The organism is Belliella kenyensis, assembly GCF_022549675.1.
Taxonomy (GTDB): Bacteria; Bacteroidota; Bacteroidia; order Cytophagales; family Cyclobacteriaceae; genus Belliella; species Belliella kenyensis.
The window spans coordinates 231,932-256,126 of record NZ_JAKZGR010000004.1 but is presented as its reverse complement, the minus strand read 5'-3'; the positions used below and the strand labels follow the sequence as shown (position 1 = coordinate 256,126).

Annotated in this window: 23 protein-coding genes; 16 read left to right on the top strand and 7 right to left on the bottom strand. The window is 38.5% G+C overall.

The annotated features are described in order from the left end of the window. The first annotated feature begins 46 nt into the window (after window positions 1–46). Both dxs and MM214_RS06005 read left to right on the top strand, forming a co-directional pair. Entirely contained in the window at window positions 47–1,963 is a 1,917-nt protein-coding gene (gene dxs, locus MM214_RS06010; RefSeq protein WP_241293168.1) for a 1-deoxy-D-xylulose-5-phosphate synthase, read from the top strand. A gap of 287 nt (window positions 1,964–2,250) precedes the next feature. Further along, window positions 2,251–3,012 (top strand): alpha/beta fold hydrolase, encoded by a 762-nt coding sequence (locus tag MM214_RS06005; protein WP_241293152.1) that lies wholly within the window; start codon window positions 2,251–2,253, stop codon window positions 3,010–3,012. A gap of 122 nt (window positions 3,013–3,134) precedes the next feature. On the opposite strand, the gene MM214_RS06000 is transcribed toward MM214_RS06005, so the two are convergent. Together MM214_RS06000 and gpmI are read right to left on the bottom strand one after the other, a co-directional pair. After that, the gene (locus MM214_RS06000) at window positions 3,135–3,692 is read right to left on the bottom strand and encodes a hypothetical protein (protein WP_241293149.1); all 558 of its coding nucleotides are present in this window, start codon (window positions 3,690–3,692) and stop codon (window positions 3,135–3,137) included. Further along, window positions 3,689–5,215: a 2,3-bisphosphoglycerate-independent phosphoglycerate mutase gene (gpmI, locus tag MM214_RS05995; protein WP_241293146.1), complete on the bottom strand. Its 1,527-nt coding sequence runs from the start codon at window positions 5,213–5,215 to the stop codon at window positions 3,689–3,691. The genes MM214_RS06000 and gpmI overlap by 4 nt, the downstream gene beginning before the upstream one ends. Window positions 5,216–5,517: 302 nt before the next feature. On the opposite strand from gpmI, the gene MM214_RS05990 reads away from it, so the two are divergent. Beyond that, a complete protein-coding gene (locus MM214_RS05990; protein WP_241293143.1) occupies window positions 5,518–5,916 on the top strand; it encodes a DUF4783 domain-containing protein in 399 nt (132 codons plus the stop codon). Window positions 5,917–5,957: 41 nt separating this feature from the next. Further along, a complete protein-coding gene (gene nadC / locus MM214_RS05985) occupies window positions 5,958–6,818 on the top strand; it encodes a carboxylating nicotinate-nucleotide diphosphorylase (RefSeq protein WP_241293140.1) in 861 nt (286 codons plus the stop codon). Window positions 6,819–6,874: 56 nt separating this feature from the next. On the opposite strand, the gene MM214_RS05980 is transcribed toward nadC, so the two are convergent. Together MM214_RS05980 and MM214_RS05975 are read right to left on the bottom strand one after the other, a co-directional pair. Beyond that, window positions 6,875–8,107, bottom strand: a complete 1,233-nt coding sequence (locus MM214_RS05980; protein WP_241293137.1) for an ammonium transporter — start codon at window positions 8,105–8,107, stop codon at window positions 6,875–6,877. A 47-nt stretch (window positions 8,108–8,154) separates the two neighbouring features. Continuing rightward, a complete protein-coding gene (locus MM214_RS05975; RefSeq protein WP_241293134.1) occupies window positions 8,155–8,493 on the bottom strand; it encodes a P-II family nitrogen regulator in 339 nt (112 codons plus the stop codon). 320 nt (window positions 8,494–8,813) lie between these two features. On the opposite strand from MM214_RS05975, the gene MM214_RS05970 reads away from it, so the two are divergent. Then, a complete protein-coding gene (locus MM214_RS05970; RefSeq protein WP_241293131.1) occupies window positions 8,814–9,719 on the top strand; it encodes a sugar phosphate nucleotidyltransferase in 906 nt (301 codons plus the stop codon). Between the two features lie 233 nt (window positions 9,720–9,952). Here MM214_RS05970 and MM214_RS05965 read toward each other — a convergent pair whose 3' ends face one another. Further along, window positions 9,953–11,095, bottom strand: a complete 1,143-nt coding sequence (locus MM214_RS05965) for a TlpA family protein disulfide reductase (protein ID WP_241293128.1) — start codon at window positions 11,093–11,095, stop codon at window positions 9,953–9,955. A gap of 105 nt (window positions 11,096–11,200) precedes the next feature. On the opposite strand from MM214_RS05965, the gene MM214_RS05960 reads away from it, so the two are divergent. Continuing rightward, entirely contained in the window at window positions 11,201–11,617 is a 417-nt protein-coding gene (locus MM214_RS05960) for a DoxX family protein (protein WP_241293125.1), read from the top strand. On the opposite strand, the gene recF is transcribed toward MM214_RS05960, so the two are convergent. Next, on the bottom strand, window positions 11,611–12,723 hold the full coding sequence (gene recF / locus MM214_RS05955) for a DNA replication/repair protein RecF (protein WP_241293123.1): 1,113 nt from the start codon (window positions 12,721–12,723) through the stop codon (window positions 11,611–11,613). The two genes, MM214_RS05960 and recF, sit on opposite strands and share 7 nt — an antisense overlap. 105 nt (window positions 12,724–12,828) lie before the next feature. Here recF and pdhA point away from each other — a divergent pair, with 105 nt between their 5' ends. The 4 genes from pdhA (at window position 12,829) to MM214_RS05935 (ending at window position 16,655) form a co-directional block, all read left to right on the top strand. Continuing rightward, window positions 12,829–13,848, top strand: coding sequence for a pyruvate dehydrogenase (acetyl-transferring) E1 component subunit alpha (gene pdhA / locus MM214_RS05950; RefSeq protein ID WP_241293121.1), 1,020 nt, complete (start codon window positions 12,829–12,831; stop codon window positions 13,846–13,848). A 172-nt stretch (window positions 13,849–14,020) separates the two neighbouring features. Next, window positions 14,021–14,728: a tetratricopeptide repeat protein gene (locus tag MM214_RS05945; RefSeq protein ID WP_241293119.1), complete on the top strand. Its 708-nt coding sequence runs from the start codon at window positions 14,021–14,023 to the stop codon at window positions 14,726–14,728. A 99-nt stretch (window positions 14,729–14,827) separates the two neighbouring features. After that, window positions 14,828–15,304, top strand: a complete 477-nt coding sequence (ribH, locus tag MM214_RS05940) for a 6,7-dimethyl-8-ribityllumazine synthase (RefSeq protein WP_241293117.1) — start codon at window positions 14,828–14,830, stop codon at window positions 15,302–15,304. Window positions 15,305–15,335: 31 nt separating this feature from the next. After that, window positions 15,336–16,655, top strand: coding sequence for an aspartate kinase (locus MM214_RS05935; RefSeq protein WP_241293115.1), 1,320 nt, complete (start codon window positions 15,336–15,338; stop codon window positions 16,653–16,655). Between the two features lie 185 nt (window positions 16,656–16,840). On the opposite strand, the gene MM214_RS05930 is transcribed toward MM214_RS05935, so the two are convergent. Next, window positions 16,841–17,962, bottom strand: a complete 1,122-nt coding sequence (locus MM214_RS05930) for an AAA family ATPase (protein ID WP_241293113.1) — start codon at window positions 17,960–17,962, stop codon at window positions 16,841–16,843. Window positions 17,963–18,131: 169 nt separating this feature from the next. Between MM214_RS05930 and MM214_RS05925 the strand changes: the two genes are divergently transcribed. From MM214_RS05925 to MM214_RS05900, 6 genes are all read left to right on the top strand, one after another. Further along, a complete protein-coding gene (locus MM214_RS05925) occupies window positions 18,132–19,865 on the top strand; it encodes a M14 family metallopeptidase (RefSeq protein ID WP_241293111.1) in 1,734 nt (577 codons plus the stop codon). A gap of 13 nt (window positions 19,866–19,878) precedes the next feature. Next, the gene (locus MM214_RS05920; RefSeq protein WP_241293109.1) at window positions 19,879–20,172 is read left to right on the top strand and encodes a nucleotidyltransferase family protein; all 294 of its coding nucleotides are present in this window, start codon (window positions 19,879–19,881) and stop codon (window positions 20,170–20,172) included. Then, on the top strand, window positions 20,169–20,498 hold the full coding sequence (locus MM214_RS05915) for a DUF6787 family protein (RefSeq protein ID WP_241293107.1): 330 nt from the start codon (window positions 20,169–20,171) through the stop codon (window positions 20,496–20,498). Before MM214_RS05920 ends, MM214_RS05915 begins: the two co-directional genes overlap by 4 nt. 206 nt (window positions 20,499–20,704) lie before the next feature. Beyond that, window positions 20,705–22,495, top strand: coding sequence for an ABC transporter ATP-binding protein (locus MM214_RS05910; RefSeq protein ID WP_241293105.1), 1,791 nt, complete (start codon window positions 20,705–20,707; stop codon window positions 22,493–22,495). A 93-nt stretch (window positions 22,496–22,588) separates the two neighbouring features. Further along, window positions 22,589–23,035: a hypothetical protein gene (locus tag MM214_RS05905; RefSeq protein WP_241293103.1), complete on the top strand. Its 447-nt coding sequence runs from the start codon at window positions 22,589–22,591 to the stop codon at window positions 23,033–23,035. A 59-nt stretch (window positions 23,036–23,094) separates the two neighbouring features. After that, window positions 23,095–23,892, top strand: a complete 798-nt coding sequence (locus tag MM214_RS05900) for a DUF3050 domain-containing protein (protein ID WP_241293101.1) — start codon at window positions 23,095–23,097, stop codon at window positions 23,890–23,892. Window positions 23,893–24,195: the final 303 nt, after the last annotated feature.

The following is a 24,195-nucleotide window of genomic DNA, read 5'->3' as shown; positions in this document are numbered from 1 at the left end:
CATTTGGAAAGTGTTTATAATTTTTGAATGACGCAAAGGTACTAAGATGATCATAACTCCAGGCAAATTACTCGCACAGATAGACTCACCCTCCGATCTGAAAAAGCTTCCCAAAGAACAACTTGTACAACTTTGTGAAGAATTGAGACAGTTTATTATAGATAATGTTTCTATTTATGGGGGACACTTTGGTGCAAGTCTTGGGGTTGTAGAACTGACAGTAGCTCTGCACTATGTGCTCAATACACCTGAGGATCAACTGGTATGGGATGTAGGCCATCAGGCATATGGGCACAAGATTCTTACAGGTAGAAAAAATAGTTTTCATACCAATAGACTCTACGGAGGTCTTTCAGGATTTCCCAAAAGAAAAGAGAGTGAATATGACGCTTTTGGTGTGGGGCATTCAAGTACGTCAATCTCCGCTGCCTTAGGCATGGCAGTCGCATCCAAATATAAAGGAGAAAAGCAAAAGCAGCATGTGGCAGTGATTGGTGATGGATCCATGACAGGGGGGATGGCTTTTGAAGCCATGAATCATGCAGGAGTTTCTGATACCAATCTGATCATTATTTTGAATGATAATTGCATGTCGATAGATCCTAATGTCGGTGCATTGAAAGATTATCTTACCGATATCACCACCTCTCATACTTACAACAAAGTAAAAGATGAGGTATGGAACCTACTTGGGAAGTTCAGTAAGTTTGGAACTTCGGCTCAAGAAGTCATTTCTAAGGTAGAGGGAGCTATCAAGTCTGCTGTGCTTAAGCAAAGTAACTTGTTTGAATCTCTGAACTTAAGATATTTTGGACCAGTAGATGGTCATGATGTGAACCACTTGGCTGAAATATTAGAAGACTTAAAAAATATTCCTGGCCCAAAAATCCTTCATTGTGTCACAGTAAAGGGCAAAGGCTATGCACCTGCTGAAAATGGCAATAAGACCACGTGGCATGCGCCAGGATTATTTGACAAGGTTACTGGTGAAATTTATAAAAAAGTCCCTAAAGTCCCTCAAGCTCCAAAATATCAGGATGTATTTGGACATACACTTGTAGAGTTGGCAAAAGAAAATGACAAAGTGATGGGTGTCACACCAGCGATGCCCTCGGGATCTTCCTTGAATATCATGATGGAGGCTATGCCAGATAGGGCTTTTGATGTGGGCATCGCAGAGCAGCATGCTGTTACTTTCTCAGCTGGCCTAGCAACTCAAGGAATGATTCCTTTTTGCAATATTTATAGCTCATTTATGCAGCGAGCTTACGATCAAGTGGTGCATGATGTAGCATTGCAAAATCTTCAAGTTGTTCTCTGCCTAGACAGGGCTGGTTTTGCAGGAGCTGATGGGCCTACTCACCATGGTGCTTATGATATCCCTTACTTCAGGTGTATTCCAAACATGATAGTATCTGCCCCTATGAATGAAGAAGAGCTTCGTAACTTGATGTATACAGCCACTCAATATCAAGGACCATTCTCCATACGGTATCCAAGAGGTCAGGGTGTCATGCCAGAATGGAGGACGCCAATGAGAGAAATTCCTGTTGGTCAAGGTAGAATAGTAAAAGAGGGGGAAGATTTGGCTATATTGACAATAGGTCATATCGGTAATTATGCAGTTGAAGCTTGCGAGATGTTGACCAAAGATGGATTGAATCCAGCTCATTATGACATGAGGTTTGTCAAACCTTTGGATGGAGACTTACTTCATGAAGTGTTTGGGAAATTCAAAAAAGTAATAACCATCGAAGATGGTGCACTGATGGGAGGTTTTGGTTCTGCTGTAATCGAATGGATGATGGATCATGGTTATAGCGCACAAATCAGAAGATTGGGCATACCAGATAGAGTTGTAGAACATGGTGATCAAATCGAATTACACAGAGAATGTGGCTTCGATCCTGAAGGAATAGCTCACAATGTAAGAGAAATGATAACCATGGAAGTGAAAGCTTGAGAAGAATAGAAAAGCCTTGTAGGATTATCCCGCAAGGCTTTTCTGATCATGGCGTTTCTTTCGCTAAATACCTTGATGACCCAGACGGACACGGCAGAACTTTATTGGGATAGACCGAAGGAGCAATGGCCAAAAAGAGTCATGGTAAGCTTGAGATGTACACCCACCCACTCAGCGTGACAGACTTTTTGAAGGCACTAGGCTAATTTTAAGTACACTTTTTGAATACTTTGTTGTAAATTATTTTTTGTTAAGCCGTTTCATTTTAAGTCATTTTACAAATACCTATGATCTCATATACCAAACAAGGAAAAGGAAAACCAGTTATCTTTCTTCACGGCTTTTGCGAAGCAAAGGAGATGTGGAGTAATTTTGCGACCCAACTTGCAGGTTTACACACAGTTTATTGTCTTGATTTGCCTGGCTTTGGCAAAGATGAATATGATGAGCCACTACCTAGAAGTCTCGAAGAGTTGGCTGTTTTGCTTCAAGAATGGCTAGATGCTATGGAGATAAATCAACCAGTATTGATTGGTCATTCATTAGGGGGTTATGTGGCACTTGCCATGACAGAGCTAATGGGGTCTGATTTAGCTGGTGTTGGTTTGTTCCACTCTACAGCTTTTTCAGATGATGAAGAAAAGCGTCATACTAGAAACAAGACCATTGATTTCATCAATAAACATGGAGTAGACAAGTTTATTGAATCATTTGTGCCACCTCTATTCCCAGAGGCTAGTCGGTCTAGACTAGAAATGGAAATTGCAGAATTGATAGACTTTGGGAAAATGAATGATTCAAAAACCGTAATCACCTACATAGAGATGATGAGAGATCGTAAAGATAGGTTTGAAGTATGGCACTCATTTGATAGACCAAAGCTTATGATTGCAGGAGTGCTAGATGCTGCTGTAAAAATTGAAGGAAGTAGAGCTCATAAGTCTGGTGCTTCGCTATATTATGAACTGGAAGGTGTAGGACACATGGGTATGTATGAAGATCCGAACAATAGTCTGGCTATCGTCAGGGAATTCTTGACTTCCTTATAGATCGAAATGCAGACGTATATCGCTGATCCTTTCAGTCTTCATAGATAGGAATCTGAAGCGCTCTTACACTGTAAAATTATTAAATATCAAAATCAGTTTCGGAAATTACAGGTCGCTTCTTTTTAATCTTTACTAACCTTTGCATCTACTTTCATGTCTAAGGGCGAAAGAAAGACAACTTTTTGTTTTCCAGATATTTGGTAAGCACTGACTAGACCTGTGTTGGCGTCTATTTGCATGTCCCCTTTTGTTTCTGAATGATAAAAAATGTTATCTTTTTCCATAATGAAACTTATGCTTCTTGGGCGCTCGTCATCATAGAGCCTGACTGTCAATGTTTTGACTTTATTCTTTTCTCCTTTTTTTAATCTGTAAACAATGCTATCTCCTTTTTTTTCTTCTGAGTAAGCTGCGGCCAATGCAGGGCTGTTGATGTCCGCTTTTGTGAAAAAATCAAGCTCACCTAGCCAATCCACATTACCATCTGATTTCAACTCTTCTCGTTTTTCATTCAACTGCACGGTCTTTTCAAGACCGTGAGCTTGCAAAAGACTGTCTTGAAGGAGAATAAAAGAGTCTAATTGAAAATAGGGAGGAACAAAATCCCCCCTATTCACTTGCTCGTCTTCACATGCCATTAGCAAAAGTACAAAGCAAAATATAATCGTTTTTTTTATCATGATTTTAACAAAACATCCCCTGTCATTTCATTTGGGATATCTACTCCGATCAGTTTAAGAATAGTTGGAGCAAGGTCGCCTAGCTTTCCATCATTCACTTCTAACCTATCTTGATCATCCACCATGATACAAGGTACCAAGTTAGTCGTATGCGCTGTGTTTGGTGTTCCATCTTCATTGATCATCATGTCTGAGTTGCCATGGTCAGCGATTACAATGGTGGTATAGCCACTTTTTAGTGCTTGATTGATCACTTCTTCGGCGCACTTGTCTACTGCTTCACATGCTTTGACAGCAGCTTCAAACACGCCTGTATGTCCAACCATATCTGGATTTGCAAAGTTCAAACAAATAAAGTCAACCTCTCCTTTTTTCAACTCTGGTTTGATTTTATTGGCGATCTCAAAAGCACTCATTTCAGGCTTGAGATCATAAGTAGCTACTTTTGGAGAAGGACATAGGATTCTACTTTCGCCTTCGAATACTTTTTCCCTACCTCCAGAAAAGAAAAATGTTACATGAGGATATTTTTCTGTTTCTGCTATTCTAATTTGCTTCTTACCAGCTGACGAAAGGGTTTCACCAAGGGTATTTTGAAGATTGTCTTTTTCGAAAAGTACTTTGACACCTTCGAATGTTTCATCATAATTTGTAAAAGTGATGTAATTTAACTTCAACTTTTTCATTTTATATTCCTCGAAATCCTTTTGCGTAAGGACTTGAGTGATTTCTCTGCCTCTATCAGTTCTGAAGTTGAAGCAAATAACTACATCACCTGATTCGATCAATCCTACTGGCTTACCTTTCGAGTCAGCCTTGATGATAGGTCTTATGAATTCGTCCGTCACACCATTGTCATAAGATTTTTTTATAGACGATAAAATGTCCTTTGATTTTTCGCCTTCACCTCGCACCATGGCATCGTATGCAAGCTTCACTCTCTCCCATCTATTGTCTCTATCCATGGCATAGTATCTTCCTACCACAGAGGCGATCTGACCTATTGAGTGTGAAAGGTGATCATCCAATTCACTCAGATATTGTAATCCTCCCTTTGGGTCAGTATCTCTTCCGTCAGTGAAGGCATGAATATATGCATCTTCCAGTCCATTTGCTTTAGCAGCATCGCACAGTCCCTTGAGATGATTGATATGTGCGTGTACACCACCATCTGATACTAGTCCTATAAAATGTACTTTTTTGTTTTCAGATTTAGCGTATTCAAAAGCTTCTTTTAGTATAACGTTGTCGTTTAATTCGCCTTCTTCTACTGCTTTATTGATCTTGACAAGATCTTGGTACACAATCCGGCCTGCACCGATGTTCATGTGACCTACTTCAGAATTGCCCATTTGGCCTTCGGGTAAGCCTACAGCTAGCCCTGATGCTTCAAGCTTAGAATGAGGAAATTTTTCGAAAAGGCCATCGATATATGGCGTGTTGGCTTTATTTATCGCTGATACCTCGGGTTTGGTAGCGATACCCCAGCCATCCAAAATCATCAATAATACTTTTTTGTTCATAGCTCAAATATAGGTTTTTCTTATAGGTTTGTCCTTATTTGTAATCAAAGATCAAAAATGAAAATTCTTATTCATCATCCCAAAGCTGAGGCAGATTTATTTCTTAATATTTACATTTATGAAATTAATTTCATTGGTTGACAAGCTTTTTTAAAAAAAAATGTTTTGCCTTTTAAAAAAATATTTTTCCTTTCATCATTATTACAAGATTGAATTAACAGATTCAAAGAACTTGTGCCCTTATACTGGTATTTTCCACAATCGGTTTAAGGATTGGCTTAGAATTTGTTTTTTTTGTAATCATGATTAAGTTAGTACCCATATTATATTTATTATTGCTTTCCTTCAGTACGATTATAGCTCCAATCAGTAACGATCAGACTAATGATGCTATTTTGACAACATTCAAAAATGGCTCAAGTAGAGAGATAGCAAAATTCATGGAGCAAAGTGTAGAGTTGAACATCAATGGTAACCAAGGTGAGTTCTCTAAAAATCAAGCGGAATTGGTTCTAAGAGATTTTTTTAAAAAGTATCCCCCAGAAAATTTTGAGATTCTCCATGAAAGTAATTCTGGAGAGCAAATAAAAAATTATATTGGAACATATCAATCCATGGGAGAACCTTATAGAATCTTGATAAAAGGTAAGATCTTCAGAGACGAAATGAGAATATATAGTATTGAGATCATGAAATATTGATTTTTAGCAGTTGCTCGGACATTTTTTCTTAATTTTGAGCTGTGAAAAATCTGCCATATTTAACCGAGTCGGCTATTCGACAATTCATTGAAGCTGCACTCCTAGAAGACGTAGGTCCTGGAGATTACTCTTCGCTAGCTTCTGTACCTGAGCAAAGTGTGGGACAAGCTAAGTTACTTATCAAAGAGGATGGAGTGATTGCTGGCTTGGCGTTAGCTGAGAAAATTTTTAAGCACTATGATTCTACCTTGGAAGTTGAGTTACTTCTGGAAGATGGTGATGAAGTGAAAGCTGGAGATGTTGGACTTTTAGTAAGAGGTAAAGCTATTTCCATATTGACTACTGAGCGTCTGGTGCTGAATTGTATGCAAAGGATGAGTGGAATTGCAACCAAAACATCAAGATTACAACAATCTATCGCACATACCAAAGCAAAGCTTATGGATACGCGTAAGACAACTCCTAATTTCAGAATGATGGAAAAATGGGCAGTGGTATTAGGTGGTGGTGTCAATCACCGCTATGCACTTTACGATATGGTGATGCTCAAGGACAATCATGTGGATTTTGCTGGTGGGTTGGAGAAGGCTATTCTGTCAACTAAGCAATATCTTAAAGAAAATCAACTTGATCTCAAAATTGAAGTTGAAACAAGAAATCTAGATGAAGTAGCAGAAGTGCTGAGAATAGGTGGCGTGGACTTCATTATGCTAGATAATATGGATTATGATACAATGAAAAAAGCTGTCAGCATGGTGAATGGAAGGTATCCGCTAGAAGCATCTGGTGGTATTACAGAAAAGACACTTCCGGAAGTTGCAGCTTGTGGGGTTGATTTTATATCTGTAGGTGCACTTACTCACCAGATCAAAAGTCTTGATATCAGTCTTAAGGCATATTAAAAAAAAAGGGGCAAAACCATAGGTAAAGCCCCTTTTTTGTGTAAATATGGCTGAAATTAATCTTTTGTGGCAAAATCTGGATATGCACGCATACTGTGCTCATTGATGTCTAGACCTTCAGTCTCTTCTTTCTCATCTACACGGATGCCTATGGTGCGTTTCATGCTGAAGAAAAGGATCCAGCTCGTGAGGAAACAAAATGCTCCTACCACTGCTATTCCAATAAACTGTGACCATAACTGACTCATACTCGCTAAATCACCAAATATACCTACAGCTAAAGTTCCCCAAATACCACCAACCAAGTGCACGGAGATCGCTCCAACAGGATCATCTACTTTTATTTTGTCGAAGAATACCACAGCAAAAACAACGAGTGTTCCTCCGATAAATCCAATGATAGCTGACTCTCCCACACTCATCAAATCAGCACCTGCTGTGATCCCTACAAGTCCAGCAAGAATCCCATTGAGTACCATGGTGATGTCATAAGATTTGAATTTCAAATATGAAGCTAACAATGCTCCAAATGCACCTGATGCACCAGCAATAGCTGTAGTTACAAATACCAAAGATACAGTACCTGGGTCAGCGGTCAAGACCGATCCACCATTGAATCCAAACCATCCAAACCAAAGCAGAAAGACGCCTATGGTAGCCATCGGTATGTTGTGACCAGGAATAGCCTTCATCCCTTTTTCGGTGTATTTTCCTATTCTAGGACCCAAAAGGTAAGCACCTACCAGTGCTCCCCAACCACCTACAGAATGTACAATAGTAGAGCCTGCAAAATCATAAAAAGGTGTAGATAGTGTATCTAAGAATCCACCGCCCCATTTCCACATGCCCACGATTGGATAAATGATGCCTACATAAAGAATAGAAAAGAAGATAAACGGTCCTAGCTTGATTCTTTCAGCTACAGCTCCAGATACGATTGTCGCTGCTGTAGCTGCAAACATTGCTTGAAAGATAAAATCGGTAAAAAACGTATAACCTTCATTGTAAGCAAATGTATTTCCACCCTCTGGAAGAGATATTCCAATGCCTCCTAGGCCAAAGAAGCTTCCAATAAAATCATCTCCAGGATACATAAGGTTGAAACCAATAAAGGCATAAGTCAAAAGACCAATCGCTGGAATGATAGTGTTTTTGAAGAGAATGTTCACGGTGTTTTTGGCTCGTGTAAGGCCTGCCTCCAGACTCGCAAACCCTAAGTGCATGATGAACACCAGAATAGTGGCCACCATCATCCAGAGGTTGTTTATGGTAAATATTTCTTGATTCATAGGTTTGTAAAGATTATTAATTGATTGAATAGGTTTTTAGATTGGAATTAAAGTGCTGAGGCACCTGTGTCATTGTTTCTGATTCTATAGGCTTCTTGGATATCAGAGATGAAAATTTTACCATCTCCAATTTCACCTGTCTTACCCTCTTTGAGGATGCAATTGACCACTGCTTCTACCAAGTCCTCCGTAGTCACGATTTCTATTTTGGTGCGGGGAATATATGATGGCTCATAGGCTACTCCTCTGTAAGTTTGAGGCTTGGCATGCTCTAATCCCATACCTTTCACATCATAGAAAGAAAGGAATTTTATTCCTAGACCTGCTACACATTTGTAGATGTCTTCAAATTTTGATGTTCTAATGATTGCTTCAATTTTTTTCATTTTAGACAAAGAATTAGTGGTTTTCTTGAATTTCAACATCAAATCTAAAACAAAATTTGATAAATAGATAATTCAAGATAAAAAATAAACCTGTTTTCAAGTAATTTGATATTATAAATTATTTTTAGGGGTAAAAAACAACCTTTATTCTTTATTGCAATACATAAAAATCGTTTTTATAGGTCGTTTTGAAACCATATAATCTGTTTATTGGTGATTTAAATAATTGAAATAGATGTACATTTTTTCATTATAGGCTTTGATCGTGGATGGAAAGGGTTAATTTTGAATGTGTGGAATCAAAACCTATATTTTCAATAATGAATCAAAAACCAACGCTTTTGGTATTGGCGGCCGGAATGGGTAGTCGATACGGAGGTAATAAGCAAATCGATGGATTTGGACCAAATGGAGAGACAATTTTAGAATACTCCATCTATGACGCAATCAGAGCAGGATTTGGGAAAGTAGTTTTTATCGTTCGTGAAGAAATTTTAGAACTAGCAAAAGAGAAATTTCTTCCAAAGATTGAGGGTAAGATAGATGCTGAGTTTGTCTTGCAGTCTATCACCTCTTTTGTACCGAAAGAATTCCAAAATCCTGATCGAATCAAGCCTTATGGAACTGCTCATGCAGTGCTTTGTGCAAAAGAAGCTGTAAAAGAACCTTTTGCTGTGATCAATGCCGATGACTTTTATGGCAAGGAAGCTTTTGAGATTTTGAGTAAATTCTTACAATCTGGTGTACAACCAAATCTTCATGCAATGGTAGGCTATGCTATTCAAAATGTATTGTCCGAAAACGGAACCGTTAGTAGGGGTGTGTGTACTACAAATGCTTCGAATCAACTGATAGGCATGGTGGAAAGAACTTCTATAGCGCGTGAAGATGGAAAGATAATTGCCAGAGGAAATGATGAAGCTATAGAAATTGCAGAGAACACTCCCGTTTCTATGAATTTTTGGGGATTTCACCCTGCCATCTTCAATGATATCGAATCTATGTGGCTAGAGTTTTTGCCAAAAAACAAGGATAACATAAAATCAGAATTCTTTATCCCATTGGTAGCAAATAACCTTATAGAGTCTGGAAGAGCTGCTGTGGAAATATTAGAAGGTGGAAAAACTTGGTTTGGTGTTACCTATACAGAAGACAAACCAGTGGTAATCACCTCACTCAAATCACTGCATGAATCTGGTGAATATCCAGAATCGCTATGGGGATGATGGTAATCATTGATTAAAAATTTCCCTCTAATAAAACAGTCCTCTTCACATATATTATGAAGAGGACTGTTTTTTGAAGTTATTAAAATATCAATTTTGTCTATTTCGAGTTTGATATTTGACAAGGTGAGAATGAAGCTAATTTTTGTATTTAGAAATGATCCAATGTTAAAAGGCCTTCATTTTAGGATAACACCTTACCCAGACTTTGTGGAATGAACTGCCATAAAACTCTACTTGCCAACCATCTCGAACAATACCGAAAGTGCTTCATCTCCAGGTCTTGGCGCATTTGGATTGACTAGTTTATTGTCTTTACCTATTATCAAGTATCTAGGTATGCCCCATACTTTGAAATACTTCATGATAGGTGCTTCAAAACCCTTTCCCGCATACAAATGCTCGCCTCTCAATGGATTTTTGTCCAAGAAATTTTTCCAAGATTCTTCTTTCTCATCTATGGATACATAGACTAGAACGATATCGGATTGATCCCTGAGTTGCATTTCAAAATCTGGTGTCTTTGTTCTGAAAGTTTGGATACATGGACCACACCAGCTTGCCCATAAGTCAAGGTAGATTATTTTATCTTTATATTTTTCCAAACTGACTGATTTACCCTCCAAGTCTATAAATGAAAAGTTCTCTACTTCAGCTCCAGGCTTTAATTTTTCTAATGAAGTCAGTAATTCTTCCATGGTAGGAGTATAGCTTGACTCATGATACTCTTTTTTGAAAGTATCGATTGATTTCTCACTTTGATCGTAGCTTTTGGCCAGCATAAGCATGTCATTGATGATACTTGAGGCCAAGAGCAATTCTCTATCTGATTCTCTGTTTGAAGCTACATAAGAAGCAATTTCATCATTAGTCATTCCGAATGGAATTTTCATAGCAGAATGGAGAGCCATCATGATCGACCGGGCAATATCATCAGAGAGTACCTGAATTTCTTTATTCAAACCCAATTCCCGAAGGTAATCATGGAGAAATTTTTGCTTTACACTTATTTCATACTCTTGGGCTCTATCAAGGTAAAGTTCAGCTAGCTGGATGAGCATTGTTTGGATAAATGATTCTGCTGCATCTACTTCATCTTCCATTAAGTCTGATTTATGGGATTGATGATACTGGTAGAGCTCTTTTTTGACATCTCGGACAAACTCTATGTAGGTTGCTGGCTCAGGGGTTTCCTCTACATCGTACAGGAATTGACTTACTTTGCTGTAAAGATCGTTTTGAACAAAGTTTTCAAGACCTGACATATATGATACAAAATTGTCAGAATAGCTTTGCTGTCCAAAAGAAGCAGTACAAGTGAAAAGGAATAAAATTAACCCTAAGAGGGTTTTAGTGCGACATTTTATTGACTTCATAGAATTAAGGAATTATCTTCATGATCTAAGACGTGAAATTAACCATTCATTCGCAATATTGTTAATAGATCGTATAATTAAGAAAACGCTTAACCAACTTTAAGAATGAAAAGACTTATTTTCTTTAGTAACACGATTTTAAAAGACTTGGCCCTATTGATACTCAGAGCTGGGGCAGGATTGATGATGGCTACACATGGATGGGCCAAGCTTTCTAATTTTTCAAGCAATCTACAGAACTTTGCCGACCCTATAGGCCTTGGCCCAGCAGTATCGCTTCAGTTAGTAATCTTTGCGGAGTTTTTCTGTGCACTATTTTTGGCCATTGGATTTTTGACAAGAGTATCGTTAGTTCCTCTGATCATTGCCATGCTGGTGGCGGCATTTGTAGCACATGCTGGTGATCCATTTGGTGATAAAGAGCTATCATTGATGTATCTTACTGTATTTGTGAGTTTGTTTCTTTTAGGACCTGGTGCATATTCTTTGGATGCTCAGATTAGAAAGAAGAATCGCTACTGATGAGGTATTTCTTCTATTACTCCTTGATTCACTCGAAAAAACTTAACATGGGCCTTCATGCCTTTAAGTATCTGAATTGATCTCTCGGGTCTTGCATCTGTGATGAATAATTGACCAAATCGGTGATCTCCGACTAGTAACATGAGTTTTTCAATTCTATGATCATCTAGCTTATCAAATATATCATCTAGCAGCAGAATAGGCTTGGTAGATTTTTTGGTATAGAATATCTCGAATTGTGCTAGCTTGAGGGCAATTAGAAAGGATTTTTGCTGACCTTGTGAGCCAAATTTCTTGATGGGATATTGGTCAATTTCGAATACAAAATCATCTTTGTGTATACCAGCTGATGTCCGACGTAGCAAGATATCTCTACTTTGATTTTGAACAAATTGTTGTTCAAATGTATCTTCCAAGCAGGTGGTCGTGTATTGGATGCCCACATTTTCCCGTGATTGAGCAATTTCAGCATAATGATCCAAGAGGATAGGCCTATAGGTTTCTATGAATTCTTTCCTAGCCATTGAAATTTGCCGTGATAGTCGAATCAGTTCTACATCGTAGGGTTCAATTAGCAATTTGTTTACACGTCCATTTTCTGCGAATTGCTTAAGTAATGCATTCCTTTGCTTTAGAAAATGCTGATACCTGACCAAGGCGTTCATGTAGCTTTTGTCTAATTGACAAAGCATGGAATCAAAGAATCTTCTTCTTTCTTCGCTTCCTTCTTTGATAAGAGAAGTGTCATCAGGAGCTATCAATACCACTGGAAGCGTACCTACATGATCACTCATTTTTTCTAAGATTTTTCCATTTTGTAAAAGCTGCTTTTTCTTACCTGACTCCACAATGCATCTCACATCCAATGATCCACCTTCAGATTCAAAAGAGCCAAATAAAGAAAAGAAATCCTGATTATGGAGTATATTCTGATTGTCTTGCGTATTGAATGCGCTTTTGGTCAAGCATAGATAATGAATCGCATCTAGAAGATTTGTCTTACCAGAACCATTGATACCCGTCATACAATTGATCTCCTCAGAAAACTCAAGTTTAGCGGATTTATAATTTTTAAACTGATTAAGATGGAGATTTTTTAAGTGCATATTTAGAAACTTAGGGTTTTTGGAGTATTTTCGCATTCAGCCTTAAAATTCAGCCCTTTTGATTATATTTGAGGCCTAAATTTAGCATATTTTATAACAAACGATATGGCAAAGAAGAGTACGACTGCAAAGTCAAAAGCGAAATATTCCAAAGAAACGTATGCTTACTGGTATGAAAGCATGTTGTTGATGAGAAAGTTTGAAGAAAAAGCTGGTCAGCTATATGGTCAGCAAAAAATCCGAGGATTTTGTCATTTGTACATTGGTCAGGAGGCTTGCGCTTCTGGAGCGATTACAGCATTGGAAAAAGACGACAAATGGATCACGGCTTACAGAGATCATGCTCATCCACTAGGTCTCGGAACTGATCCAGGAGCTGTGATGGCAGAGCTTTATGGAAAAGCTACAGGTACCACCAAAGGTAAGGGAGGTTCTATGCACATCTTTGACAAAGAAAGAAATTTCATGGGTGGTCATGGAATCGTAGGTGCTCAAGTACCTATGGGGCTTGGTATAGGCTTTGCTGAAAAGTATCGTGGTACAAAGAACCTTTGCATCTGTCACATGGGTGATGGTGCAGTAAGACAAGGTGCAGTGCATGAAGCATTCAATCTTGCCATGCTTTATAAGACACCCGTTATCTTTGTTATAGAAAATAATGGCTATGCTATGGGTACTTCAGTAGCAAGGACTTCCAACGTCACTGAGCTTTATAAAATAGGTGAGGCTTATGACATGCCTTCATTCCCAGTAGATGGGATGAATGTAGAAGCAATCCATGAAGCAGTAGCTGAAGCGGCTGAAAGAGCAAGAAAAGGTGATGGACCAACTTTGCTTGAGTTCAGAACATATAGATACAAGGGTCACTCCATGTCAGATCCTCAGAAGTATAGAACCCGTGAGGAAGTCGAAGAATACAAAAAAAGAGATCCAATCGAGCAAGTAAAAGCTACAATAGTAGAAAACAATATATTAACAGAAGATGAAATCAAAGAAATAGACAAAAGGGTCAAAAAACAAGTAGATGATGCTGTGAAATTTGCAGAAGAGTCTCCTTGGCCAGACGGTCAGGATGCTTTCAAAGATGTTTACATCCAGGAAGATTATCCTTTTGTGATGGAATAGTCTCAAAAGTCGAAAATATTGAAAACCTCTGCGGATACGTGGAGGTTTTTTGTTTTTGTCATACAATTGAAGTTAAATTATGACAAATACACCTAGAAGTTTTTATGTATTCTAATTATAACTTTGCATTTGTTTTAAAGAAATATATCTTTGCGCCAATAATTTTCATAGAATGGCTAAGAAAGAGACAAAAAATAGCGAAGTAGAATACGAACTTTTGGAGAACCCAGAAGTAATTGCAACCAGATTAGAAAGAGGAGAGAATTTTGTGAAGCAAAATTCCAAAATCTTTGGAGGAATATTAATCGTCCTTGTGCTTGTCATAGCAGGAGTATTGTTCATCCAGATCAACAAACAAAATCAAAATAAGAAGGCTCAGGCAGAAATGTTTCAAGCGGTCTATTATTTTGAGCAGGATCAAACTGATTTGGCATTGAATGGTGATGGTAACAGTGCAGGATTGTTGAAAATCGCTGATCAATATTCAGGAACTGACGCAGCAAAACTTGCTAATTTCTACATAGGATCTATATATCTTTCAGAAGGTAAATTTGAAGATGCTATAAATCATTTAAAGAAATTCTCTTCTGATGATTACTTTGTGCAAGCAAAGGCTTTTGCTTTGATAGGTGATGCTTATTTAGAACTAGCAAACACCAAAGAGGCTATTTCTTATTACAGGAAAGCAGCCACTGAAAATGAGAACAAATATTTCACCCCGAGATACTTGAATAAGTTGGCAATAGCCTATGAGGAAGCAGGAGACAACGAAAGCGCTATCAAAACTTACGAAACAATTGAAGAGAAATACTTCGAGTCATACGAATTTACAAATGCACGAAAGCACAAAGCACGCTTAGAAGGTCTTGCCTCTAGGTAATGCTTGTGTACCCAAAGCATTAGAGAAGAGTAAGGCCTCATAGGTCTTACTCTTTTTTTATATACTTATCTCATTTAGAAATCAAAAAAAAATCCACATATGGCAACTTCACTCAAAAGTCTTAGTGAATATTCTGAGAAAAATATCGTAGACATGTCAAACAAAAAGTTTGGAATAGTAGTATCAGAATGGAATGATCAAATTACATCATCACTTTACGGTGGTGCATTGGAAACCTTGCTCAAATACGGAGTCAAAAAAGAGAATATCTACAAAAAAGAAGTTCCAGGGTCATTTGAGCTTACATTAGGAGCTCAATGGTTAGCAGAGATAGAGGAGATAGATGCAGTGATATGTTTAGGTTGTGTGATTCAAGGAGAGACTCGACACTTTGATTTTATCTGTGATGCAGTAGCTCATGGAATCACCAATGTTGGATTGAAGTACAATAAGCCAGTTATATTTGGAGTCTTGACTCCAGATACTATGCAGCAAGCATTAGACAGAGCAGGCGGCAAGCATGGAAACAAGGGAGATGAAGCTGCCATAACTGCAATCAAAATGCTTGGATTTTAAAAATCAAAACTAATCAAACCTAGTATAAACCATGAAAATCATGAAATTCGGTGGCACCTCTGTAGGTAGACCCGAAAGAATGCATCAAGTCAAAGATTTGATCACAAGAGACAAAAAGAAGAAGATTGTTGTTCTCTCTGCATTGTCTGGTACGACCAATGCACTAGTAGGTATTGGCGAAGCTCTCGCAGATGCCAATAAAGATTTGGCTAAAGAGAGAATCGATACCTTGCACAAGCATTATTTAGCATTTTATAAGGAATTGCTAAAAACTAGCTCTGCACAGAAAAAGGCTGAAAAGATAATTGCGGAACATTTTGAGTTTTTGAACATCATCCTCAAAATTTCTTTCAACGAAGCCATCAATAGGGATATCCTTGCACAAGGGGAGCTATTATCTACCAAGCTATTTTATACTTTGCTTCAAGAACTTGATGTGCCAGCGGTATTTTTACCCGCATTGGATTTCATGAGTATTGATGAAAACAATGAGCCAGAACTCAAAAAAATCTCTGATAAGATTAAAAGCATTCTGATAAATTATCCTGATGAGAGCATTTTTGTCACTCAAGGCTACATTTGCAAAAATCATAGAAACGAGGTAGATAATCTCAAAAGGGGTGGGTCTGATTACTCTGCCTCGCTTATGGGTGCAGCGATCAATGCAGAGGTCGTAGAAATATGGACAGACATCGATGGGATGCACAACAATGATCCTCGAATCGTGGACAAGACTCGTCCGATAGCGCAACTTTCATTTGATGAAGCGGCTGAGTTGGCTTATTTTGGTGCCAAAATTCTCCATCCAGCATCTATTTGGCCTGCCCAGCAGTATAATATACCAGTCAAACTTCTCAATACAATGGAGCCTGACGCTCCTGGGACAACTATTACAGCTAAAGAACAAGGTACCGGCGTAAAAGCTTTGGCTGCCAAAGATGGTATTACTGCGATCAAGATCAAGTCAAGCAGAATGCTTTTGGCGTATGGCTTCTTGAGAAAAGTATTTGAGGTTTTTGAAAAGTACAAGACTTCAATCGATATGATCACAACTTCGGAGGTAGCGGTGTCTGTCACCATAGATGATACGACTCACTTGAAGGAAATCATAAAAGAATTAGAAACTTATGGCTCTGTGGAAGTAGACAGTGATCAAGCAATCATTTCTATAGTAGGTAACCAAATTGCCGAATCCAAAGGTAGTGTAGCTCAAATCATGAATTGCCTTACTGAATATCCAGTTCGTATGGTTTCATATGGTGGTAGTAGGCATAACGTATCTCTCTTGGTAGATGCACAATACAAAAAGCAAGCTTTACAGAGCCTCAATGATGGCTTGTTTACTTGGTAAAACCTATTAAAGCAAATCCGTAGACCATTCAGTTTTTTATTCACCACCAATAAGTTGTTAGATAATCGAGTGAAAACTGGAAGTTCTATTGACATTATAAATCAATCGATTACAACCTGGTCTTGGGGATTTTAGCTAATCAATAAAAAAAGCCCTTTTCGGAAATTTTCCCTAGAGGGCTTTTTTTACAATCTTGCCATCCACCTCGCTAATAATACTTCATGAACCAGATAGATGTCATCATCTACAACAACAAGTTCTTGTTTTTGAAGCGACTTGATCGCTGTACTCACCGAACTAGTTGCTCCAAGTCTGTATTTGTTGATGAAATCTTTTGAAAGTGGATTTTGTAGGGGTTCCTCTTTGGCAATGGCTTGAAAGACTTTCCATTGGGTTTTGGTGAGCATTTTTGGAAAATTGGCGAAAATCGCTTGTTGTTGTCCTAGGATATCAGCCTTTACCCTTTCTACATCAGTTAATTTTACTTCTTGACATTGGGAGTAGAGGTAGTTACAAATCAATTGTATGGTATATGTCTGCCCTCTTGCCCAATGAATGATAGAATGGATGATTTCTTCACTGATCGATTTTTTTTTAGCTTGGAAGTGTCCTTGGATAAATGGAATGTATTTTTCAGCGGGGATAGGATTCAATGAAAGTAGCTGTGCGCTGTGATAGAAGGGCCTGTTTTTTTCTAAAAACATCTCCGTCATCATCCCTCTGTGACTGCCTGAGAATATGAATCTGATACTTGGGAATTTCTGTGTCCAGGCTCGGAATATGGCTTCAGCATTGGATTCGTTGTACGTGGATACTTGTTGAAACTCATCTATTGCGACTACAATTTTTTTCTTTCTTTCGTTGAGAAATTCCCCCAGTGCATGTAGAGATTGTTCTTCTTTTGGGGAACTGTTGACTCCAATATTCAGCGTGGGTGTTCCTGATATAGGGTCAAACCCTACAGTGGCTCCGATGGATGAGATCATTTTTTGAATGGTTGCATGAAGACCAGTTTTTGTTTTTCCAAATCTTTCAAAAATGGCTTTGGCCAATTCATTGACAGCATCATCCATGGAGATAGCACCAAGAAAGTCTACATATACTGTCTCATAGTCACCTGAACTTTCTAGCTCCTCGAAGAACCTATGTACAAGTGCTGATTTCCCCAGTCTTCTCCAAGCATATAGTACGATATTTCGTCCGTTTCTAATATGTTCCTCTAGTCTGATGAGGTCTTCCTCTCTGTCACAGAAGTATGCCTTTCCGTGATAGGTGTTGAGTATAAATGGGTTGTCTGGCTTTTTCATACTTTATTGGCCTTATGAATACACTTCCGTGAGCATGTGATTTTTCTTTGCGTTACGTACTTTGCGTTACGTATTTTACGTAACGCAAAGTACGTAACGAATTTTGGGTTTTCAAAACCGATTATAAAATCTTTTTAGCGTTTTAGGTACTTTTTTATCAAATTCGAATATGAAGAAATTACTATTGATAGCTGTTGCGTGTCTTATGGGGTCTGAGATCATTGCACAGGAATCTTACGAGACTTTATTTGAAAAATCTCAAGGGCTAAAAACACCAAGCTATAAAGAGGTTATAGAATATTTTGAGCTATTGGCTAAGGATTTTGAGCAGGTCAAAATGGTGGAGATGGGAGTCACCGATGCAGGGCTACCACTTCATGTCGTGATCTATGATGCCAAAGGTGAGTTTGATCCAGTAATCTGGCATGATAACGATAGGCTAGTAGTTTATATTAACAATGCCATACATCCTGGCGAACCAGATGGAATAGATGCATCGATGATGTTCCTTAGAGACATTCTTTTGGGTAAGAAGTCGTTTCCTGACAATGCTGTACTAGCAATCACTCCAGTATACAATATCGGAGGTCATCTCAACAGGGGCTCTCATAGTCGTGTCAACCAAAATGGTCCAGAGGAATTTGGTTTTAGGGGTAATGCCAGAAACTATGATCTCAATAGAGACTTTATCAAAGCAGACACCAAAAATGCACGTTCATTTCATCAAATCTTCAATTGGATGAAGCCGCATGTATTCATAGATACACATGTGAGTAATGGAGCGGACTATCAGCATGTGATGACCTTGATCTCTACACAGCATGATAGATTGGGAGGGCAATTGGGAGCATATTTGGAGAAATCATTCAATCCTGAACTATACTCCAAAATGAAAGATCGTGATTTTCCAATGATCCCATATGTCAATGCTTATGGCAGCAAGCCAGAGGATGGGTGGCCTCAGTTCAAAGATATAGGTAGGTACAGTAGTGGATATGCGGCTTTGTTTAAGACATTGAGCTTCATGCCCGAGACGCACATGCTAAAGCCCTATGATCAAAGGGTTGCTTCTACATATGCACTCTTTGAGGTTTTTGTCGACATGTTTGAGCGAGATGGGGAGAAAATCGTCTCCATGTCGAAGGCAGACAGGGAAGCAGTCAAGCAACAGAGCGTATTTGAACTTAATCACAAGTCTGATAGGAGTAAGTTCAAGCTGATGGAGTTTCATGGTTATGAATCAGGTCAAAAGCCCTCCGAAATCTCTGGACACCCAAGGTTATATTATGATAGACAAAAACCATTCAGTACCGAAATCAAGTTTTATGATGCTTACGAGTCAGGCTTGACGATAGCAAAGCCCAAAGCTTACATTATCCCACAAGGATGGCATACCGTGATAGATAATCTTCGAAGGAATGGTGTTCAGGTACAACCTTTACAGCAAGATTCGAGCATGGTAGTGACTGTTTATCAGATCAAAGATTTTCAAACAAGTCAGAGACCATATGAGGGGCATTTTATGCACAGTAATGTGTCAGTAGAGAAATCTTCAGAGACAATTACTTTTCGTAAAGGAGATGTAGTGGTAATGATGGACCAAGAGGCTAATAATTTCATTATCGAAGTCTTAGAACCAGAGGGAGAGGATAGTTTTTTTGCTTGGAACTATTTTGACATGATTCTTCAGTCCAAGGAAGGATATTCGGCTTATGTTTTTGAAGATTTGGCTGCGGCATTTTTGAAAGAAAATCCTAGCTTGAGGGATGAGCTGGAGCGTGCCAAACAGGAAGATGAGAAGTTGGCAAGCAACGGATCGGCACAGTTGAGATGGGTATACGAGCGCTCTCCTTGGAAAGAAAAAGAGCATAACAGGTATCCAGTGTATAGGGTAGAAAATTGATTATATTTGTTATATGTTCACAAAAAATGAAATATTGTCCAAATTGTCAGAGCTGAAACCATTTCTCTACGAAGAATTTTCTGTGAGAGAAATTGGATTATTTGGCTCGTATAATGATGATTCTTTTGATGAGAAGAGTGACATAGACATTTTGGTAGAACTTGAAAAACCAATAGGTTGGAAATTCTTCAAACTTGAAATGTTTCTGGAAAAAATATTTAACAAAAGGATTGATTTGACAACCAAAAAAGCTTTGAAAGAACAGTTAAAAGGTGAGATTATGAAAAAAATCAGGTTTGTCCAATGAAAAAGAAAGACCAATCACCAACATTTTTGCAAAAACTTCAAGCAAAATGGAAATTGAAGAGTCTTAAGCAAGTACTCTTGGTTTTGTTGGTTTTCGCTTTGACAGGATTTACAATTTTGTTTATCAAAAAGCCAATTTTTGATTTGCTTGGTGTGAGTATGAACCGTGGTGGTTTTTGGAAAACTGTTCTCTATTTTCTTCTCGTACTTCCTTTGTATCAGTTGGTGTTATTGTTTTGGGGTTTTGTTTTAGGTCAATTTGAGTTTTTTTGGGAGAAAGAGAAGCAATTCTTTAGAAGAATCTTTGGTAGAAAGAATAAAGAGTGATGTCAACTCTGGACAATTTCATTTAGCCATAAAACCTTTCGAGGCTTACCAAAGCCTCAAGGTCTTCTCGTTTTGAAATTGTCAAAAGCAATTTCACATTGAAATTTACCCAAATCAATCTTTTCAAAAAAATCATATCTCAGGTAGTCATAGCAGCAATGATTGTGTAAATTTGCGATCGATTAAAATTTTGAATAAAACTCATAATGGCAAAGAAGAAAGGTAATGCCCTAGAAGAACATGAAAAGCGCAAGCTTAACAAAGAAAGTCTAGGGAAGTTAGGGGGTATCTTCAGATTTATCTTGCCTTACAAATGGACGTTTGCTTTAGGTCTGTTTTTTTTGTTGCTATCTAGTCTTACGCTATTGACATTTCCATTTGTAGCAGGCAAGCTAATTGACACAGCATCTGGCAAGACATGGCTGATCAATGGGATCAATAGCATCGCTATGCTGTTGCTTGGGATATTATTGATTCAGAGTGTTTTCTCATTCTTTAGGGTATGGTTGTTTGCAAAGGTCTCGGAGCGCAGTATGCGAGATGTGAGGACATCCCTTTATAGACAGCTGGTACAATTACCAATGACTTTTTTTGACAAGAGAAGGACAGGTGAGCTGATTTCAAGGATTACTGCGGATGTGAGTATGCTGCAGGATACATTTTCGACAACTTTGGCTGAGCTATTTAGACAGCTGATTACCCTTGTGGCTGGGGTAATTTTTCTGATGCTGACTACTCCAAAACTAACCTTATTTATGTTAGCCACATTTCCTATCCTGGTGATTATAGCGATAGTGTTTGGGAAGTTTATTCGTACACTCTCCAAGCAGGCACAGGATGAGCTAGCAGCAGCCAATGTTATTGTGGAGGAAACTTTGCAGTCTATCATGACGGTCAAGTCCTTTGCTGGTGAAGAGTATGAGTCGGCCAGATACCGTACTGGGCTTGACAGGGTAGTTAAGGTTGCTTTGAAAGCGGCAGGTTATAGGGGAGCATTTATATCCTTTATCATCTTCGCATTGTTTGGTGGCATAGTAGCTGTAATGTGGTATGGTGCAAGTCTGGTGGCTTCTGGAGCAATGAGTATAGGTGATCTGGTTTCTTTTGTGTTATATACCACATTTATTGGTGGATCCATAGCTGGTTTAGGCGATATTTACGGTCAGATTCAGAAGGCAATAGGTTCTTCAGAACGTGTTTTGGAGATTTTGGAAGAGACGCCAGAGCTTGCCACGTCGGACTTTCAGCAAGTACCTATGAGAGGTGAAGTTTCTTTTTCTTCTATTAGGTTTCATTATCCAACCAGACCAGAGATTGAAGTTCTCAAAAACATTAATCTGGAGATAGCCGCTGGAGAAAAAGTGGCACTGGCAGGGCACAGTGGTGCTGGAAAATCTACGATCATTCAGTTGTTGTTGAATTTTTATCCAGTAAGTAGTGGTAAACTGACTGTCGACGGTAAGTCTGTCAATGCATGGAACCTTCGGCAATTGAGGTCAAATATTGGTATTGTGCCACAGGAGGTGCTGTTGTTTGGTGGAAGTATCAGGGAAAACATAGCCTATGCAAAACCCGATGCCACAGAAGCTGAAATCATTGAGGCAGCCAAGAAAGCCAATGCCTGGCAGTTTATTCAGCAATTTCCAGAGGGGCTAGAAACTAAAGTAGGCGAGCGAGGTATCAAGTTATCTGGTGGTCAGAGACAGAGAGTTGCTATTGCAAGAGCAATTTTGAAAAATCCTGCAATTTTGATTTTGGATGAAGCGACATCTTCTTTGGATGCAGAGTCAGAAGCGCTAGTGCAGGAAGCTTTGGACGAATTGATGAAAAATAGGACTACCATCATCATAGCCCATAGACTATCTACTATCCGAAAGGTAGATAGGATCTATGTACTCAAAGAAGGCGAAATTGTAGAAGAAGGCACTCATGATGTTTTGGCCAGCCAAGATCAAGGTTTTTATGCTAATCTGGTAAGGTTGCAGTTTGCAGAATAGGTGGATCTAATGAAGATATCAAGACTAGTATTCTTTTGCACTATGATGGCACTTAGTAATTCAGCATTGTGCCAAGTAAGATATGCTTTAGGCATGGAAACCGGTTATCTTGTGTTTCAAAATACGCTGCTCGATGTTGATCCTGGGCCTGCTTGGCAAGGACATCACTTGGAAAACAGAGATGGATTTGAATTCTCTTTGATCAATGGGTTAGTATGGAAGGAGTTCTTTTATGCAGGATTTGGTTTAGGGTATCAAAATTTTTTCGATAGCACTTCAAGATCCTATCATGGCTATTCAGGATTTTTAAACTTTGAATTTGCCAATTATAGGAGCAAGATTTCTCCACTGTTCAATATGAAGTTGGGAACTGGCAGACTATGGAATCAATATGAAAAGGGTACTCGCAATTTTTATGGAGAAATATTGGTAGGGCCGATGATTCGTTTGACAGGCAATACTCGTATTTCCCTCAAATCTGGTATGATGATACAACAAAATGCAAGCTTAATCCCTATCAAGGTTGGTTTGATCTTCTGATCAAAAACATATCGTTTTGCAGTAGGTTAACACTTAGAATTAAAACACCTTATATTAAAATGAATCAAAGAATAGATAAACTTCTTGCGGAAGTAGCTCCTTATAGAAATGCATTATTGAATCACCCGATTTATAATGATCTGAAAAGTTTGGAAGACTTTAGGATTTTTATGGAGCAGCATGTGTATGCAGTTTGGGACTTTATGACCTTATTGAAGGCTTTGCAACTGAAACTAACTGGTGTCAGTATACCGTGGGTTCCGTCTGATGAGCCGATGGTCACCAGGTTGATCAATGATATCGTTCTCGCAGAAGAAAGTGACGAAGATGGTCAAGGGGGGTATTGTAGTCACTTTGAGCTATACCTAAGGGCTATGAAAGAAGCTGGTGCTGACACATCCAAAATCAGTGATTTGATTGAAAGCATAAAAAGTGGAATCACTTTCGAAGAAGTTTTGGAAAATGCCTATCTATCTAGTGAAGTCAAACATTTTTTACAAGTCAATTATGCAGTCGTGCAATCAGGAAAACCTCATCAGATTGCAGCTTCCTTTACTTTGGGGAGAGAAGAATTGATCCCTGACTTGTTTCGCCAACTTGTCAATGACTTGATCCAAAGTAAGCCAGGTCAGTTGAAGACATTAGAGTACTATTTTGAAAGACATATTCATCTTGATGAAGATCATCACGGACCTTTAGCCATGAAAATGCTTGCACATCTTTGCGGAGATAATGAGCAAAAGTGGAATGAAACCAAGCAGGCAGCCATTGAAGCTTTGGAGGCTAGAAAAGTCCTTTGGGATGGTATACATGCAGCAGTAAGAGATAGGGTAGCTATTGAAAATCCCATTCATTAATATCAGGTAGATTTCTCGGAAGGAGGCTTTATCAGTTTCAATTCACCAAAAATCATGTTTTTTGGTGAATTGATTCACCGAATTATATAATATTTGGTGAATTGAAAGAAATATGATACCAAGAGTTCTTAAAGAAACTATCAAAGAGAAGCTATTTAAAGGGAAAACTTTAGTGGTTTAGTGTTATAGCATAGAAAAGCCTCCTATCAAATGATGAAAGGAGGCTTTTCAAATTTTACTATCAAATCAAGTTCAAGAATTGTGATTCAATGTCGTTTAGTTTAGAACTGCCATGTTTTCCTT